Origin of the sequence: Singulisphaera photorubra (assembly GCF_045290345.1) — a bacterium.
Lineage (GTDB): Bacteria > Planctomycetota > Planctomycetia > Isosphaerales > Isosphaeraceae > Singulisphaera.
In genome coordinates this window covers 8,682,180-8,699,851 of the sequence record NZ_CP155447.1, presented here as the reverse complement: position 1 = coordinate 8,699,851, position 17,672 = coordinate 8,682,180, and the positions used below count along the sequence as shown (strand labels likewise).

The window sequence follows — 17,672 nt, the reverse complement described above, 5'->3', positions numbered from 1 at the left end:
CCTCGAGCCCAACCGAAGCAAGGCGTCAGGCAATCCGCTCAGTTGATTCCCGCCTTGCGGGCCAACTCGGCCCGGCGGCCTTGAGCGGCCAGCAAATCCTGCGAGGCCCGCCGGATCAGTGCCGCAAGATGAAACTGAAACCCGCGAGCCACTAACTTGGTCGGCGGCCGCTCGCTCGCCTTGGCCAGGAGTCGGCGAACCTGCTGGAAGTCGTCCTCGGTGGGCGAGGACCCGAGAGTCGGCGCGGCCGCTTCAAGGATGGCCTGATACCGCGCTTGCTCCGCGCGGAGAGTGGCCCAGGGAACGTTGAAGAGAATGGATGCGCCGACAGTCACAGGCCGGGTCGCCTTTTGATTCGTAACCAGCAGAGACTTGGGGACAAAACCCGCCTGTTCGAGTTCGGAACGCATCACCACCTGCTGATAGAAGCCCGTCAAGCGGATGAGCTCAAAAGTTAGCTGTTCCATCGCCTTCAACCGTTTCTCTTCAGCCAGCACCCGCGGTCGATAAGAGGCCTCAACCCGACTGTCGCGCCATTGAGCCGCTCCGCAAAGCAGCATCACGACACTCGCCAGTAGACCGGCCCACCAGGCCACGGGGCGGTCCGCCGTGCGGATCAAGATCCGGTGCATGAATCCGACCAGGGCCCCGACCAAGGCCCCGCCGGCATGGCCCCAGTTGTCGATCATCGGGTGGAGCTGACCCAGGATCGCCGTGAACACTAGAATGCCGACCATCTGCCCGCGAAGATGGTCGCCGATCCTCGACCGCGCCCGCCAACCCATCACGGCGCACAGGGCCACAAGACCCAAGACGACCGTCGATCCACCTCCCGAATGCATCCGAGGCTCCATGCCCTGCGCATGCCGGAGCAGCGCGGAGACCACGTTGCCTCCTCCACCAATCACCAGGTAGATCGCCAGAAATTGACCCGCCCCGTACCACGATTCCACCAGGCTGCCGAGCTGGTACAACCCATAAAGATTCATACCCAGATGCAGCAAATTGTAATGCACAAAAGTACAAGTAACGACACGCCAGATTTCGCCGCGGTAGAGCTCGTTGAGACTCAGGTCGCCGAAGGAATGGGCGCCACCGATGTTGCCAAGCAAGAGGGTCTGGAGGGAGGGGAGGGGAGCGGTACTCATCAGGCGAAAGGCAATCATGAGCCCGAACACGATCACCCAGACGGTTCCCAGGAACATCGTGGCCGGGAAGTCTTTCGCATCTTCGAGGAGCACCTGGAGCAGACGTTTGGGCGGCTCGGCATTCGTCATCGTGCGTTATTCAGCGTCGTGCGGATGTGGTCCATGACCTGGTGATATTCCTGGTCGCCGAGAACAGGGACGACCCCGTCCGTTTCTAAAGCTGGGTCGAGGGGAACCCAGGTCTTGCACCCCGCGTGTTCGTGAGTCACGGGAACGAGCCACGGTTCCTCACGACGATAGACCCGAACACCGAGGACCCACAGTCCTGGTTTTCGATAGTGGAATCGTCGATCCAACGTCGCTTCGTTCCAGACATGAAGTTCTTCAAGATCAGCGAGCCGGTCGATTCGATCGACCCAGCCGATCGGGCCGGTTTCCACCAGAGACCGCACCTCGACAACGTCAGCGGCCGCGCTGGAAACGAGCGTCGGATCCCTGGGGACGCGAAGTCCCTGTTCCGCCTCATGGACGTGAGTCGGGTAGAGCCAGAACCACCTGTGTTCGGGAACGAAGCCCCCCGGCCCTTCGGCGATCCCCCCTTTGCGGAGGATCAACGACTGCCTTCCGGCCGTGAGTGCTTCGCAAACCCCAGCCCACTCCTTGAAGGCCGTTCCGCACGACAAGGGCCAGGAGTCGTCGGTTCTCATCGCGTCCCCTCGACCTTCGGCTCTCGAATCATGAGGTCGGTCACTGCCGCGTGGGGGGACTTGCCCTCAAAGAGGACTCGGTAGAGCTCGTCGGTGATCGGCATCTCAACCCCGCGTTTCCGGGCCAGGTCGTGAACGCTCCGGGTGGTTGGTACTCCCTCGGCGACGTTGACCATCGAGGCGAGAATCTCCTCGAGCCGCTCACCCCGGCCGATGCGTTCTCCCACCGACCGGTTTCGGCCGAACGGACTATAGCAGGTCGTCACCATGTCGCCGACCCCGGCGAGTCCGAAGAAGGTGGAAAATTCACCACCGAGCGCGACGCCGAACCGTGAGATCTCCACGAGGCCTCGCGTGAGAAGTGCGGCCTTCGCGTTGTCTCCGAAGCCGAGTCCGTCGCAGACTCCCGCCGCGATCCCAAGGATATTCTTCAGCGCTCCGGCCAGTTCAACCCCGATCAAATCCGGGTTCGTGTAGACACGAAACGTCCCCTGGTTGAGCGAGTCCTGGATTTCCCGATTCAGAGCTTCCTCGGCCCCCGCGACCACGACCGACGCCGGCAGGTCGCGTGCCAATTCCTCGGCGTGACTCGGACCGCTCAGAACGGCGATAGGGCGCGGGCCCAGGACCTCCGTGACGATTTGGCTCGGCCGCGCCAGGGTCGTGTTCTCGATCCCCTTGACCACGCTCAAGACGGGAATCCCGGGCGGAATCCGCTCCACCAGGCCTTCGAGTGTGCCGCGGAGGAACGCCGAGGGAATCGCCATCACGATGAGATTGGCTCCGCCGGTGGCGTCACACGCGTTCGGGGTCACCTCGACATTCCCAGGCAGCTTCGCGCCGGGGAGGTGCCTTGCATTTTCCCGAGTCCGCCCCAGTTCGGCCGCCTGCTCGGGATCTCGCGCCCAGAGTTGAACCGATCGCGCGGTCTTGGCAAAGAGAAGCGCCAGAGCCGTTCCCATTCCGCCCGCACCAAGAATCGCAACGCGTTTCATCATTCTCGGACGAATCCTTCCTGCTCCGGCCGGCAAAGACGCCATGGCCGGAGGGCTCACCTCGCGACGACCAACGACCTCGCATCACCCATATTGGCGAAAAGCATGCGCGGGAGCAACCTCACGCAGTCGGCCGCTCCGCGAAGCAAGGTTTCAGCCAAAACCATGCCAATTTGCACAGCCTTTTTGTTTATACACCTTTAATGTCCGCATAGATTTTTTCAATTCCGTCCAGAGTCACGCCGGGACCGCAGTGTTTCTCAAGAAGTTGACGCGCGGCCAGGCGTTGTCGGTTCTGCAGGCCGGCGTCAAGGAGCAGGGCCACGGTCCGCTCGATGAGGCCGGCATCATCCTCACAGATTCCGGCGTGAACGCCATCCAGGGCGGGAAGTCCTTCAACTCCCTCGCTGGTGGTGACCACCGGGATTCCAAAGGCCATCGCTTCTTGAATCTTGACCTTCATCCCGCTCCCTCGGCTCGGCGCGTAGAGCATCACGCTGGCCCGCTCGAAGTAGGGGCGGATTTCCGGAACGTTCTCCTCGATCGTCACGTCCCGCTGGCCAAGGTAGTCGGACAAGATTTCCCGCGCGGACCAACCGACAATCTGGAGCCTGGCATCAGGAACGCGCCGTTTGATCTGGGGCCACAAACGAGAGAGGAGCCGGATCGCCGCCGAGTGACTCGGTGCCCAGCCCATCGAGCCGATCAGGGTGAGATTTCGACTCTCGGTCCTGAGCTCATCGGGAATGTAGCCATAAAGGGCCCCGTCCAACCCCAGGGGGACGGTCATCACCTCGGCTTTCGGATTGATCGCGAGCAATGGCCCTTCGAGGCGTGGGGAGACGGTCCGGAAGTGGCGAAACTTGCGGAGGAGCCGCTTCTCGGTCCCAAAAATGAGAAACCGTTCGATCACCTCCTGAACATTCCGAGGCTGCTGTTCACCCAGGTCGATGGCCGCCAGGTAGTGGACATTGACCAGTGTTTTCCCGACATGGTCGATCCCCAACCATCCCGACCAGGTCTGCTCGAGGTGGAGAACGTCGAAGTCCTGGGTGAGAACCGCGTTGAGGTCGCGGACCAGATCGACGCTAAACATGTAGGAAAAGGGGCGCAAGAATGTCTGCCACTTGGATTGCCAGCCGGATCGGATGGGAAAGTCGTAGAGCCGAAGGTCATACGTGGGGGCGGGAAAGAGCGTGCGTGCTTTGGCGAGGTCCTCGGGCTGGCTGCAAGCGGCGAAGGCCGTGACCTGATGACCGCGCTCAACGAGCCCTTTGTAGAGCACGTAAAACCAACGCGCAGCGGCATTGCCAAAGGGGAGGGGGGGTTCGATCATGACCAGCACGATGCGAAGCCGAGACATGAGGTCGATCCACTCCGGAAGACGAATCGATCCTCAGAATCCAACGTATGACGAGTCAAGTTGTCGCAGCAGCCTCGCGACGTCGAAGTTACGAAAATGCTCGACAACCTCATCAGCGCCGGCGTCCCACAAGACCTGCGCGGGGTTGGTGGTGGTGATCCCGACCGCATACATTCCGGCGGCCTTCGCGGCCTGGATCCCCACCTTGGCATCCTCGAACACGACCGCACGCGCCGGGGCAACCCCCGCTCGCTCCGCGGCAACCAGGAAGACTTGTGGGTCCGGTTTGCCGCGTTCGATGTCTTCGAGCGCCGCGATCGCGGCGAATCGGTTCGCCAGGCCGCACGACTCAACCGTCAAGTCGAGGTTCGCCCGTGGGGCGCTCGAACCAATGGCCAGGACGACGCCCGCCGCCGTCAGACTGTCCAGCAGCGCCGGAACACCATCGATCAGGTCGATCTGCTCTCGTGCCAAATCACGATAGCAGAGTTCCTTGAGGTCGGAGTAACTTCGGACGTCCGCCTCGACCAGCGAATCGCCCAGAAGCCTTCGAAAGATGCTCGGGTTGGTCATCCCGAAGGTCTCATGGATGAGTTCGGCAGTGATGGCCAAACCTGTGCGTTTGCCCAACTCGAGCCAGGCGTCCCGATGGAAGTCAAACGAATCGACCAGCACTCCGTCATGATCGAAAATCGCCAATAAAGGAGCGACGGCATGCGACACGAGTGCGGATCCTCGAGGAGATTGACGAAGCCATCAAACGCTTCGAACAGGATATCAGGCGTTCAGAGGACTCAGTCTAACACGCGCGACAGCCCCACGTCAGGGGAGGAAACTTCCGAGATCCAGGCCACGCGATCAACGACAACGGCCCTCCGCTTTCTTTTTTAAGCTGGGAGGGCCGTCGATGAGAGGTTCCTGCGAGGTTGCGAGACCAATGCGCTACCGGACGCCCGCCGCGGGACTCGCCGAGGTCCGGATCAGGTTCACCCGGATCCAACCCGACGGTTCGAGCGGACTGACCTCACGAATCGCAAACCCTTGCAGTTTGAGATTGCTCAAGGGAAGGTCGATCGGCCGGCCCTGAAGCTTGGTACGAACGCCGGACATGATCGCCACCGAGGCGAGAGGACTGAGGGGAGTGGCCTTGTTCTCATCCTCATTGATGGTGTAAATCCTCGCGGCCGGTCCCGGGTCGAATCCCTCAATCTTGCCGGCCAGCCGGACCGGAGAGGTCTCGGTTTGGGGCGTGACCTTGAACGAGATCACGAACTCCGCTTGAGGAGAGGTGATCCGATAAACCTGGGCCGGCGGTCCGAAAAGTCCTCCCCTGGTCATCTCGGGAGGGACCGGGACTTCGATCTGGAAGTCGTTCACCAGGGCGACCAGGTATCCTCGAGCGTCCGCGGCGAAGTCGGGAGGGGTGGTCGGCTTCTTCACACGGATGGCCATCACATTCGGGTCGCCCGCCGCCCGAGCGGCATTCACCGCTTTCAGGTAGGTGGCGAAGTCCGAATCCGGCTTGATTTCGACTCCTTCGGCCGGAGGAGCGTTGGGGACCGGCTTCTTGGTGATGACCATCAGGTTGTTGACGGACCGGGCGGGCTCGCTCTGGAGATATCCCCGAATCAGGCTCGTGAGGATCGAACCCAGGTGCAGGTCGGCGGAGACTCCCGCGTCTGGCACAGCGAATTTCGCCGGTTGCGGAGCGTCGCCTCCTACTTGCTCGCTGGCGTTGAGCCACTGAATCCGACCGCCAAGCAAGACGTTCTCAGGACGGGAGCGGAGGGTCAGGCCCGTGATCAACAGGTTGCGGATGGTCGCGGCATTTCGGCCGAACAGCAAGTATTGTGCGATCTGTGCGTTCTTCTGCGCCTGAGCCTCCGCGATCCGTTCCCCGCCAAGCTCCGCCGCCTCTCGAACCACGTTCTCCGCGATTTTGCCGATCGCTCCCTCGGCAACCTGCTTCTCGATCCTGGCCTGATTGAACCCGAGGAGCGAGGCAAAGAACCGGCCCAGACCTTTCCCCGGTTGCTGGAACGACGAGAACATCGCGCTGACGTTATGCTGGTATTCGGGACCAAGCCGTAGGCCGTTCGGAGTCAGCACCGCCGTCACCGTGATCTGAGACTGATCCATCGAGGTGGCGGTGAAATAATAGAGGTTGGCAGCCCGACGGCCCCTGCGGTCCTGCTGAACCTGGTTCTGAAAGTCCGTGATTGGCGTCACGCTGGTGGCGAGCTGGCTGTTGTAGAAAGCGATTCCTTCGTCGCTCGACAACAGGCCGAACCCCGTTTTCGGACCCGCCGTGACCTGCGACACATAGCCTTTCCGATAAATGGGCCCCGACTGCACGACATCGGCCGAGAGGGCAGGGGCGACCGTCGAGGCGTCGGCGGAGAGATCGAGGTTGGGGACGTTGTAGAGATCATCCAACGCCGCCTGCAATTCCACCGAAGGAACCCAGGGGCGCGACTGGTTGTTCGCATGAAGAGAATTGAGCGCCGTGTACAGGTGCTTCAAGGCCAGTTGACGCTGAGAAACGGTGTTCGCCCCCTCGTACTGGCGAAGAGCATCGCCCAGGCTGGTGCCGACAAACTTCACCCAGCGTTCTCGATTCTGCTGAACGGAGGGGTCGGGGACTTGGGGAAGCCCCTTCACGCGATCGACCAGGCGGCGTTCGGCCCAAGCCAACCGCACTCGTGGTCGTAACCACGCGCGGAGCTCCTCACGGAGTTCGGCCGCGGGGATCCAGGTCGTCCCCTTCAACGCCACCGACATCTGATAGGCGCTATTCAACGCGGCAAGCCGATCGTTTTCCGACGGCAACACCGAATAGTTCTTCAACTCGCCCACGAGCGCGTCGAAGAAAGCGTTCCATCCCTGCGCGTTCGGTTGTGCAACGGCTCCGGGCTTCGCCCACGTCTCGCGGATCTTCCCAATCTGCTGTTCGACCGCGTAAAAACTCGGCGCGGCGGGAGCGGCTCCAAGGCCGATCCCCATCATTCCCATCGCCAAGATCCATCTACCCACGCCGAGACGTTGCATGCGCCCCTCCCAGTTGATGCTAAATTCAAAAGAGTGGGTCTGTACCACTCGGTATCGTTAGCTATCGCAAAGAACCCGAGCCCAAATCCACTCAAATCCAGCCCAAACCGCCAGCCCGAATCGATTTTGCCGAGTCCCTGAAACCACCAGTTACTCCTAATTTCCTGAAGGTGATTTTCACCGCGACGAATCGTATCAGCAGAGTTCATGCCAAACCGGCGAAACCTCCCGACCTGGAGAGTTGCCCTGATTTACCGCGATCCTCATTTGCCGCCCCCATGAAAAAAAAAAAAGGGAGAGCGGTAGCGTGCGGAAAGATTCGTTCGAGTCCTTCTGGCGCACTCCCAGTTCCAGCCATGAGTCATGGAGTTCGATCGAGGGTCCGTCCCAAGCTCCAGGCATTACCGTCCGTCGATAAAACGAGCCGCGATGATAGAATACGCAGATACTTCAATCCTTGCAGTTCATGGGGCGTCGTAAGCCAAGTCCTAGGGTTGCTTCGGTTCCGCGGGAGATTCATGATGAGTTCTGAGCCGAGAAATCGAATCCTGCTGAAGCTTCTCCTGATGGGGCTCGGGGCACTCGCGATCGTCATCGGCCGCCTGGACTCCTGGAATCCTTTCTCCGAGAGGACGCCTCGAGAATCCTCGAATCCGAACGCACTTCAACGCCTTCCCCACGCCGATTCCCAACAGGAATCGGTCATCCCCGACGACCGAATGACACACCCGAACGGAGCGCCGGTCATCTTGACCAGACAAGATGACCCCAGTCCGTTCCGGTTCGCTGAGATTGCCAAGAGTGCCGGAATCGACTTCGTCCACTTTTCAGGCATGACGGAGGCAAAGCATTTTCCGACGGCGAACGGGTCAGGGCTCGCGATGTTCGACGCCGACAACGACGGCAAGCTTGACCTCTACTTTGCCTCGGCCACTCTGCTGCCGTTAGGGACCGCCGTGAAGGGGCCGAATCGTCTCTACAAGAATCTCGGCAACAATCGATTCGTGGACGTGACGGCGACCTCGGGTCTCGGATTCGTGGGGTTCTGTCACGGGGTCGTGGTCGGGGACATCGACAACGACGGCGACCAGGACGTCTTTCTCTGCAACTACGGCTCGAACGCACTCTACCTGAACCAGGGAGCGGGCACGTTTCTTGACATCAGCAAGAGCGCGGGGATCGATCGGCCGGGCTGGTCGTCCGGCGGAGCCTTTCTCGATGCCGACAACGATGGAGACCTTGATCTCTACGTGGCGAACTACGGCGAGTGGGTCTATCCCGTGGACGATATCTTCTGCGGCGATCCTGAGAAAGGGGTCCGAATCTACGCCTCGCCCCGCACGATCCGGCCCGTCAAACATTACCTCTACCGCAACAATGGGAATCAGACCTTCACCGACGTGACCGATGCGGCGGGCCTCGGTCGCGCTGATGGACACGGCCTCGGCGTGGTCGCCGCCGACCTCAACGGGGATGGGCGGACCGACCTGTTCGTCGCCAACGACATGGATCCCAACTTCGTCTTCTTCAATCAAGGGGATGGCACCTTCGAGGACGCGACCGAGACCTCGGGCGCGGCGTTCGATGAGAAGGGGCAGGCGCTTTCGGGCATGGGTGCGGATGCCGAGGATGTCGACGGCGACGGACGGCCCGAGATCATCGTGACCAACTTCGCCAACGAAGCCAACACGCTCTATCAAAACCTCGGCAAAGGGAGGTTCCTGGACATTTCCCCGTACTTCGGGTTCGCCTCCGACACCCTCCCCTGGGTCGGTTGGGGCACCGCCCTGGCCGATTTCGACAATGATGGCTGGCCCGACAACTTCGTCACGAATGGCCAGATCGACAACAATCGACATCTCCTGGGACAACCTATCAAGTACGAGCAACCGGCGAGCTTGTTCCACAACAAGCAAGGGAGACGGTTTCGCCTGGCCACCAAAGATGCAGGCCCCTACTTCGCTTCGGCGCACGTCGGCCGGGGCGCGGCGTTCGGCGATCTCGACAACGACGGCGACATCGACATCGTGGTCAGCCACAAGGACGGTCCCCCCGCGCTGCTCCGGAACGACTCGCGCCACTCGAACCACTGGATCAGGCTCGTGCTCCAAGGAACCCGAAGCAATCGCGACGCCGTCGGAGCCAAGGTGCAAGTCGTGGTGGGCCCTCGGACCATCCATCGTCAGCGCAAAGGGGGATGCAGCATGCTCTCCTCCAACGACCCTCGCCTCTTGATCGGTGTCGGGCAGGCCGGCGAAGTCGCAAAGCTCTCTGTTTCCTGGCCCTCGGGTGCGGTCAGCACCCTGGAGAACCTGGCCCTCGACCAAACGTACACGGTCATCGAACCGCGTGAGTGAGTGACAAGGGCGGAAGTGGGAACCATTCCCCCCACCTTTGTGAATCAGGACGGTCAAGCGACGCTTGCGATCGGGAGTTGGACTCTTGGTCTCGGGAGACTTCCAATTGCCGGTCTCGGCGGTAAGGGTTAGGATGCCCGCGCTGCTCCGCCCCAGGGTCGAGCGCAACGTCCAAAAGCAAAGAACGACCATCAAGGGTAGGGAGGCCCCGATGCCCGCACTGGCCACATCTGAATACGCGTCCCAAGTCGGTGAGCCCGACCTGTCGGTGGTCGTCGCGTCGGTTAACGGCTGGGAAGTCCTCGAACTGACACTGCAGGCGCTCGACGCTCAGCCCGAGCGAGCCTGCATGGAAGTGATTGTCGTGGAGGCCGTCGGGGAGACTGTTCGCGAGCGGCTTCGAGCCCACCGGCCCGAGGTCGTCGTGATCGAGGCGGAGCGGTTACCGATCCCCAAGCTGAGGCACCTCGGCGTTTGCCGGGCCCACGGCCGGATTGTCGCCATCCTGGAAGACCATGGCCAGGTGGCCAAGGGCTGGGCCACCTCTCTGCTCGAAGCCCACGAAGGGCCATGGGCCGCGGTCGGAGGCGCCGTCGAGAACGGTAAGCGGGGCCTGGTCAACTGGGCCGTCTTCTTCTGCGAATACACACCGTACATGAAGCCGGTCCTCGAAGGGGAAGCGACCGACCTCCCCGGCAATAATATCGCATACAAACGTCCTCACCTGATGCGCCACGCCAAGGTCCTGGCGCAGGGGAAGTGGGAGTCCTGGATCAATGACAGCCTTCGGGCCGACGGGGTCCGGCTCGCCTCGACCAACGCCGCGGTCGTCCACCACATCAAACCGTTTCGGCTCGGCTACTTCATCGTGCAGCGGTTCCACTTCGCACGTTCCTATGCGGGGATGCGCCGAGTGGACCAGTCCCCCTTGACCCGCCTGATCTATGGGTTCGGCTCGCTCGCGTTGCCGGCCTTGCTCATGGCACGGGTCACGAAGACGGTCCTGACCAAGAAGCGGAACCTGGGTTGGTTTCTCGTCGCGAGCCCGCTCGTTGCGTTGTTCCTGTCCGTCGGCGCGGTGGGCGAGATGGTCGGCTATCTCCTCGGGCCGGGCTCGAGTCTGAATAAAGTTGAGTGAGCGGCCGGCCCTGAGCGTGATCGTCGCCGCCAGCGACTCGTTACAAGCCGTCGCGCGAACCGTCAGGTCACTCCGTTCCCAGGACGGGATCGACCGGGCCGAAATCATCGTCGTGGCGGCCGACGATCGGATCAGGCCGACCGAACCAACGGCAGGCGTCCATTGGGTCGTCGCCGAACCCGGTACCGGCGTGCCGAGGCTCCGTCGACTCGGGCTCGATCAGGCCCAGGGTCCGATCGCCGTCTTCACCGAAGATTCCTGCCTTTTTGGCCCCGACTGGATTTCCCACTGGCTCCAGGCATTCGAGGATCGTGCCGTCTCCGGCGCAACCGGGCCGGTCGAACCGGCCATGGGTGACGCGTCCCTCGACTGGGCCGTCTTCTTCTGTGAATACGCCTCTTTCCTGCCGGCGCAGACTCGTCTCGCCGGACCTCCGTCCCGCCTGGCCGGAAATAACTTCGCCGTCCGTGTGATCGGTGCCGGGGCCGCCCTCACCTCGCTCGCGCGTACCGAGATCCAAGAGAACGAGGTCCACCGAGAACTGCGCCAACGCGGGGCGACCATCGTCGAGGCGACCGAGGCCCTGGCTCGGCACGTCCGACGTTACACCTGGCGCGAGGCGATCGGCGATCGGTTTCGATTCGGATTCGCGTTCGGCCGACTCCGTGCCCATTGGCACTCGAAACTCGTGAATTCGGCCGCCTTTCTCGCGGGCCCGGCGATCCTGGCAGTCCAGTTCGGACGGCTCGCAGCCACGGCCGTCTCCCGGCGTCGTCATCGTCGCCGATTTCTCACCAGTCTGCCCGTCACACTCGGGTTGCTGATGGCCTGGAGTGCGGGTGAGGCGCTCGGCTGGGCGTGGGGCCCGGGACGACCTCGCCGATCCGCCGACAATGGATGTGATAGAGCGGACCGAACGCGAGAGCAAGCCACCGACCGTATCCAGCCACCGCAAGATTATACAGACGAGCGAGAGTGCGTTTGAACGGCGCAAACTCCGCCACCTCGCTCTCACTCAACCCAGGAGCCGAGACTTCACCGCCAGCAAAGGGACTCCTTCGGAGCACCCGCTTCCACTCAACGTAATTCAGCGTACGGATCGCCCGAAAGTCAACTTGCCGCTTCCAATAGACGTAAGCTGACATCCAACGGCGCGGTAGGAACCCGACTCCCCAGACCTGAACGTGCGGCTCGGGGGCCAGGCTGAACCGATTTGGCGTTGCCAGGAAGAGCCGCCCCCACGGCTTGAGGATGCGATGGGCCTCCGCGAGGGTGGCGGCCTGATCGCCCACATGCTCGATGACGTCGCCGCCGATCAAGCCTCCGAAGCTCTGGGAAGCGAAGGGTTGCGTCTCCGCGCAGCCACAGACCAGGCGGACCTGAGAGTACCCCGCTTCGTCGAGTCGTTTCCGAGCGATCAAGAGCCAGCGCATCGCGATATCGACCCCATACAAGGGGCGCAGATCTTCATACCCGTCCAGGTCGGCCGGGCGACTCGCCAGCGCGAGCAGGACCGAACCGGTTCCACAGCCGAGGTCGAGTACCCGATCCCACGAGATCAGACAACGGAGCATGACAGATTGGCTGAGGTGCTCCGAGAACCGCTCAGGACCCGCCAGAATGTGGGCGATCTGCCGGCGCCGCAGGTCGCTTGGAATTTCGGGAGAGAGGTCGAAGTACCGCTCGAGCAGGCCCCGAAAGTCGAGCCGGTCATAGTCTTCGTTCAGTCGAAGCGCGAACTCCCAGTCGGCGCGATTGGCCAGAAAGAGGTCGTCACCGGTTCGAAGGTCGGGAATCCCCCGAAGCCCTTGATAGGTCGCCCCACAAGCCCGGCACGACCACCGGTCGTCCCGTTCGCGCAAAGCAGCCTGGCAGCGGGGGCAGACAATCGGGTCGGTTCCGTCCACGGGCAGCCTCCGATCCATCGGGCCGCAAACTTGGTTCGACGGGCGAGCGGCGAATGTTATCCTTGTGGCTCAATCGGGGGAACCCGAGAATAATCGACGACGTTCGGCGAATCGCAACAAGCGTCGGTCGCGCACCGTTGGCGACTCAGAAACACTCATTTGCAGGAGCGACCCCACACATGGGCGTAGGCGACCACCAGTTCGACGCCGCAGACTCGCCGCATTTCCGACGGCCCGTCGTTCGCTTCTCCGCGATCAGCGAAGCCTGGACCCTGGTCCAGGCGGAATGGCTCACGTGGGCGTTGGCGATGCTGGTCGTGCTCGCGGGAAATTCCATCGTCTCGAAAGTCGCCGACTCCCTCTTTCACGTAGGCCGCGCCGGTGGGCTGGTCGGCTTCCGATGGCCCATGCCTCGCGAGGAGATGGCCGTCCAGGTCATCCTGGCCGCACTCATCAACGGATTCTTCGTGGGCGGGATGTTCCGGATGGCCTGCCGTCAAATCCGGGGCGAAAGGATTCAGGTCAGCGACTTGTTCTCGGTGGTCGACGTCCTCAACGAGCTCGCGATGGGCTCGATCCTGTGCGCAGCCGTCGTGGCGATCGTAAGCTTCGTCTGCTTCGTGATCCCGGGCCTCATCCTCCACGGTCTCTTCATGTTCACCCTTCCATTGATCGTGGACGGGCGACTCAGGGCGATCGCGGCGATCCGCCAAAGTTATCACGCACTCAAGGCCCAGTGGCTCTCGGCCACACTTTTCCATGTCGTCACGTCGTTCCTGAGTGGGATCGGCACCTGCTTCTTCTGCGTTGGGATCCTCCTCACGGGCCCGATCTACGTGCTCTCGATCGCGATCCTCTACCGCGATTTCTTCCTCGCCAAAGGCGTGGCCTTCGACAGCAAGCCGGCCCCTCCCTACTCCGACTTCTGACACGAACCGAGGGGCAAGAAAAGTCAGGCGTGTGAGGTCGTCGCAAGGAGCCGGTTCAGTGCGGCTCCAAAGTGTCGACCGTTCCCGGCCGAAGGCGCATGCCAATGAACCAAGAAAAGCTCAAACAAGACCCATTTCAATCGCCTGAAAACGGACCGCCAGCGACTCTCGAGAGACGCCAGGCCATGCCCTCGCGTTCGGCGACTTGTCCCACAACCACGCGCTCTCCTCGGAACAGGCTGCCAATCACTTCCCGGTTCCTGGATTTCCGCTGTGGGCGCGCGGCGCAGCCTTCAACATCGCAGGAACCGATTCTGCACCTCTGTTCCTGAGTCAGTCGGGCTTGATGTTCTCAAAAAACTCTTCAACCGTCTCGGTCTCGCGTTCGGCCGTGACCTGCTCGGCGAGCCGCTTGATGAACCCGTGCTTCAGCGCCTGGACGGCTGCCTTGTGAATGGTGGCCATGGCGGCCGACTCGTCGGCCGTCAGCTCACGTCCGAGCGCCTGCCGCCCCAAGGCCCTTGCCAACCGTTCGGCCTGTTCCTCAATCGTCCCTTCCTTTTCCGACTCGTTCATCGTCGTCCCTCCTTCAGGGTCTAACGACAAGGCCCCGCCGGCCCTTCACGACTCGATTCAATGCGTGGTCTGGCTGATTGGCCGGCCCTTGTTACGATATCATCAGCGATCCCCAGAGCGAAGTCACGAGAGAATTGAGAAAGGCGTCTTTGATGCGAGACATTCGGGTAGCGACGGTTCAGTTCGAACATCATGACAATGACAAGCCGTACAACCTCGCGCGAATCCGTGACTTGACCCGGGTCGCGGTGGAGCAGGGGGCCGAGATCGTCAGCTTTCATGAGTGCTCCATCACTGCCTATACCTTTCTCCAGCACCTCGACCGAGACGAGCTCACGGCCGTTGCCGAACCCGTCCCCGATGGGCCTTCGGTACAGGCCTTGACCAAGATCGCCCGTGAAGCCGGCGTGGTCGTGATGGCGGGCCTGATCGAACGAGACGAACGAGGGGGCCTCTACAATTGTTACGTCGCGGTGAGTCCCGATGGATTCCTCGCCAAGCATCGCAAGTTGCACACGTTCGTCAATCCTCACCTGTCACCCGGCGATCGATACACCGTGGTTGACATTCTTGGCATCAAGGCCGGCTTTTTAACTTGTTATGACAATAATTTGCCGGAGAACGGCCGGATCACGGCCCTGATGGGTGCTGAGGTCATCTTCATGCCGCACGTGACAGGATGCCTGCCCTCGGTGATGCCGGGACGCGGAATCGTCGATCGCCGGCTCTGGGACGAGCGGCACCGTGACCCCGTGCGGCTGCGGCAGGAGTTCCAAGGCCCCAAAGGGCGGGGATGGCTGATGCGATGGCTGCCGGCGCGAGCCTGGGAGAATGGAATCTACGCCGTCTTCAGCAACCCGATCGGGCTCGATGACGACACGATCAAGCCAGGGTTGGCCATGATCCTCGACCCCTTCGGAGAAGTGCTCGCAGAGAGTCAGGCGCTCGAGGATGATGTGGTCGTCGCCCTCTTGACCGCCGACAAAATTGAACAGGCGTCGGGTCGACGCTATCTTCGCGCTCGCCGTCCCGAGCTTTACGGGAAGCTCGTTGAGCCCCCTCCCGCCGGCCAGGAGCCGATCACAAAACCGGGGTGGGCCATGGCTCACGAACAGAAGCCACCAGCCAAAGACTCATAAAGAAGCCACCTTGTCATTGCTCTCGTGGGGCGGACTGTGCTCACCCCACGAGAGAGTACAACAAGGCATCGACATTTCGCTTTGTCGCTTATTTACCCTTGGGATCAAGGTTTTTCGCGAGTTCGTCGGTCGAGACCGGGCACTTGACCCCTTCGGAGGGGACCTCGAGCTTGGCGCTCCAGAGGATGGAGTTCAGAACGAGGGTCCGGAAGTTGTCGCCGCCCCAGTTGGTGTGAAAATGGCCGCCCGTGAACCCGAAGGACCGGCCGCCCTCTTTTCGCTCGGTCGCCCAGGCGACCACTTGATCCTTATACGTTTTCTTATCGTGGCCGACGAGTTCCTCGGCGGTCAGGATCGGCGTGACTCGCGCGTCGTCGGGTCGAAACCGGATCTTGAAGTACCACTCGTCATTGGCGCGGAACGGCTTGACGCCTCGCGTGATCGGATGCTCACTCTTGGGGATGATCCGCGCGTCATTGTGCGGGTTGTCGGAGTAGGCCGTCTCGTAATAGCCGCCGAGCCAGTCAAGGATCTGGTCACCGACCTTCCCCTTGGGGAACTCGACCGCGTAGTGGAGGCAGACCAGGCCAACGCCTTGATCCATCAGCTTTCGCATGGACTCCAGGCGCTCGCCCTGGATCATCGGGTGCCGGCCGCCGCCGTCCATGAAGAAGACGACCGACTTGGCTCCCTGGAAGACGCTCTCGTCCTTCGGCCAGCCCCCTTCGACGAAGACCGGGTTGATTCCCGGGACCTCCTTGAGACACTTGACGAGCAGCTTCGTCCCCGCGTTGAACTCGTGAGCTCCGGCGGCATGGCTCGGAGTGCCCGCGATCAGGACGATCTTGGTGTCCGCGGCCTGCGCATTCGACGAGGCGGAAACCATCGCCAGACCGCAGAGCGCGAACCAACCGAACAACGTCTTCATGCGTCAGTCCTCATGGTGGCTCAACAAATTTTTCAGGTAGGAAGTCACGAAAGACACCTGCCCTCGCGAACGAGGGCAGGTGTCTCGATCGGTTGATGCCGAAGGTCAGATCAGCGGAGTCTGGCCGGGGATGGCCACTGGAGGGACGGGCAGGTTACCCATGGCGAGAGTCTCGGGCAGCAGGTCTTGCTTCGAGTTGAGCGCCTGTTCCCAGGTCACGGCCTGACCGGTGTAGGCCGACATCCGGCACATAATCGCGGTCAGCGTGCTTTCCGCCACGGTCTGGAGCTCGTTGAGCGGCTTGCCCTCGCGGATGCTGGCGAGCAGGTCGATGTGCTCCTGGACGTAAGGATCGGTGGCCTTCTCGTTGAAGCGATACTTGCTCTTACCGGTGAACTGGAGCCGACTGCTCGCGCTCGACCACTTGCCGGCGGTTCCGACGACGGTTTCCGAGATGTTCTTCTCGCAACCCTCGATCTGTCGGGCCATGCTCATGACATGGACGCCGCCCGGATACTCCAGGTCGGTCGCGAAATGATCGAAGATGTGGCCGTAGTCGGGCGAAGTCCGGACCTGGCGGCCCCCCATCCCCACGGCACGGACCGGGTGAGCCCCCAGGGCCCAGTTGATCACGTCGAGGTTGTGGACATGCTGCTCGACGATGTGGTCGCCCGAGAGCCAGGTGAAGTAGAGCCAGTTACGGACCTGCCACTCCATGTCGCTCCAGCTCGTTTCGCGGGGCTTCATCCAGAGCCCGCCCTGGTTCCAGTAACATTGCCCGCCGGTGATTTCACCGACGGCGCCGTCGTGGATCCGCTTCATACACTCAACGTAGCTGGCCTGGTGCCGCCGCTGGGTGCCGGCCACAACGGCCAGCCCTTTCTTCTTCGCTTCTTCCGCCGCGGCGAGAACTTTGCGGATGCCCGGGCCGTCCACGGCCACCGGCTTCTCGGTGAAGATGTTCTTGCCGGCCTTGACGGCCGCCTCGATCATCATCGGCCGGAATCCGGGAGGCGAGGCCAGGATCACCAGGTCGACGCCCGAGTCGATGACCTTCTGGAAGGCATCAAACCCGGTGAAGCAACGCTCCTTGGAGACGTCAACCTGATCGCCCACGGCCCCCGTGAGCCGCTTGCGGGCCGTCTCGAGGTGATCGAGGAACAGGTCGCCCATCGCGTGGAGCTTGACGTTCTTGTTGGGCTGCGATGCGATGCAAATCTGCTCGGCAGCGCCGGTACCCCGGCCTCCGCAGCCGATCAGGCCGACCTTGATCACATCTGAACCCGCCGCATGAGCTGTCGGATTGAGGCCGACCTGCGTGGCGACGGCACCTCCGACGGCGAGCGTCGAGGACTTGAGGAAAGTGCGGCGATTGGAGCCGTTGGGCTCGGTCATCGTACGTTCTCCCTTGGCTGAGAGCGTTCCAGAACGGGTATC

General features: G+C 62.0%; 14 protein-coding genes and 1 pseudogene. 5 read left to right on the top strand and 10 right to left on the bottom strand.

What is annotated here, in order from left to right:
• Positions 1-38: 38 nt before the first annotated feature.
• From V5E97_RS32520 to V5E97_RS32495, 6 genes are all read right to left on the bottom strand, one after another.
• On the bottom strand, positions 39-1,277 hold the full coding sequence (locus V5E97_RS32520; protein WP_406695699.1) for a rhomboid family intramembrane serine protease: 1,239 nt from the start codon (positions 1,275-1,277) through the stop codon (positions 39-41).
• Positions 1,274-1,855, bottom strand: a complete 582-nt coding sequence (locus tag V5E97_RS32515) for a DUF1802 family protein (protein WP_406695698.1) — start codon at positions 1,853-1,855, stop codon at positions 1,274-1,276. The genes V5E97_RS32520 and V5E97_RS32515 overlap by 4 nt, the downstream gene beginning before the upstream one ends.
• A complete protein-coding gene (locus tag V5E97_RS32510; RefSeq protein ID WP_406695697.1) occupies positions 1,852-2,853 on the bottom strand; it encodes an NAD(P)H-dependent glycerol-3-phosphate dehydrogenase in 1,002 nt (333 codons plus the stop codon). Before V5E97_RS32510 ends, V5E97_RS32515 begins: the two co-directional genes overlap by 4 nt.
• 187 nt (positions 2,854-3,040) lie before the next feature.
• Positions 3,041-4,213 carry a glycosyltransferase gene (locus V5E97_RS32505; protein WP_406695696.1) on the bottom strand — a complete coding sequence of 391 codons (1,173 nt, stop codon included), beginning with the start codon at positions 4,211-4,213 and terminating at the stop codon, positions 3,041-3,043.
• A 33-nt stretch (positions 4,214-4,246) separates the two neighbouring features.
• A complete protein-coding gene (locus tag V5E97_RS32500) occupies positions 4,247-4,936 on the bottom strand; it encodes an HAD family hydrolase (RefSeq protein ID WP_406695695.1) in 690 nt (229 codons plus the stop codon).
• A 219-nt stretch (positions 4,937-5,155) separates the two neighbouring features.
• A complete protein-coding gene (locus tag V5E97_RS32495; protein WP_406695694.1) occupies positions 5,156-7,261 on the bottom strand; it encodes a hypothetical protein in 2,106 nt (701 codons plus the stop codon).
• A 518-nt stretch (positions 7,262-7,779) separates the two neighbouring features.
• Between V5E97_RS32495 and V5E97_RS32490 the strand changes: the two genes are divergently transcribed.
• The 3 genes and pseudogenes from V5E97_RS32490 to V5E97_RS32480 form a co-directional block, all read left to right on the top strand.
• Entirely contained in the window at positions 7,780-9,618 is a 1,839-nt protein-coding gene (locus tag V5E97_RS32490) for a CRTAC1 family protein (RefSeq protein WP_406695693.1), read from the top strand.
• 211 nt (positions 9,619-9,829) lie between these two features.
• The gene (locus tag V5E97_RS32485; RefSeq protein ID WP_406695692.1) at positions 9,830-10,756 is read left to right on the top strand and encodes a glycosyltransferase family 2 protein; all 927 of its coding nucleotides are present in this window, start codon (positions 9,830-9,832) and stop codon (positions 10,754-10,756) included.
• A 16-nt stretch (positions 10,757-10,772) separates the two neighbouring features.
• Positions 10,773-11,030: pseudogene (locus tag V5E97_RS32480) on the top strand (glycosyltransferase); the annotation flags it as partial.
• A gap of 532 nt (positions 11,031-11,562) precedes the next feature.
• Here V5E97_RS32480 and V5E97_RS32475 read toward each other — a convergent pair.
• Complete coding sequence (locus tag V5E97_RS32475; protein WP_406695691.1) at positions 11,563-12,663, bottom strand: class I SAM-dependent methyltransferase; 1,101 nt, start codon at positions 12,661-12,663, stop codon at positions 11,563-11,565.
• A 179-nt stretch (positions 12,664-12,842) separates the two neighbouring features.
• Between V5E97_RS32475 and V5E97_RS32470 the strand changes: the two genes are divergently transcribed.
• Complete coding sequence (locus tag V5E97_RS32470; RefSeq protein ID WP_406695690.1) at positions 12,843-13,592, top strand: hypothetical protein; 750 nt, start codon at positions 12,843-12,845, stop codon at positions 13,590-13,592.
• A 333-nt stretch (positions 13,593-13,925) separates the two neighbouring features.
• On the opposite strand, the gene V5E97_RS32465 is transcribed toward V5E97_RS32470, so the two are convergent.
• Entirely contained in the window at positions 13,926-14,168 is a 243-nt protein-coding gene (locus tag V5E97_RS32465; protein WP_406695689.1) for a hypothetical protein, read from the bottom strand.
• 152 nt (positions 14,169-14,320) lie between these two features.
• Between V5E97_RS32465 and V5E97_RS32460 the strand changes: the two genes are divergently transcribed.
• A complete protein-coding gene (locus V5E97_RS32460) occupies positions 14,321-15,307 on the top strand; it encodes a nitrilase family protein (RefSeq protein WP_406695688.1) in 987 nt (328 codons plus the stop codon).
• 88 nt (positions 15,308-15,395) lie between these two features.
• Here the strand turns inward: V5E97_RS32460 and V5E97_RS32455 are convergent, their stop codons facing one another.
• Together V5E97_RS32455 and V5E97_RS32450 are read right to left on the bottom strand one after the other, a co-directional pair.
• Positions 15,396-16,235 (bottom strand): ThuA domain-containing protein, encoded by an 840-nt coding sequence (locus V5E97_RS32455; RefSeq protein WP_406695687.1) that lies wholly within the window; start codon positions 16,233-16,235, stop codon positions 15,396-15,398.
• Positions 16,236-16,340: 105 nt separating this feature from the next.
• Positions 16,341-17,630: a Gfo/Idh/MocA family protein gene (locus V5E97_RS32450; protein WP_406695686.1), complete on the bottom strand. Its 1,290-nt coding sequence runs from the start codon at positions 17,628-17,630 to the stop codon at positions 16,341-16,343.
• Positions 17,631-17,672: the final 42 nt, after the last annotated feature.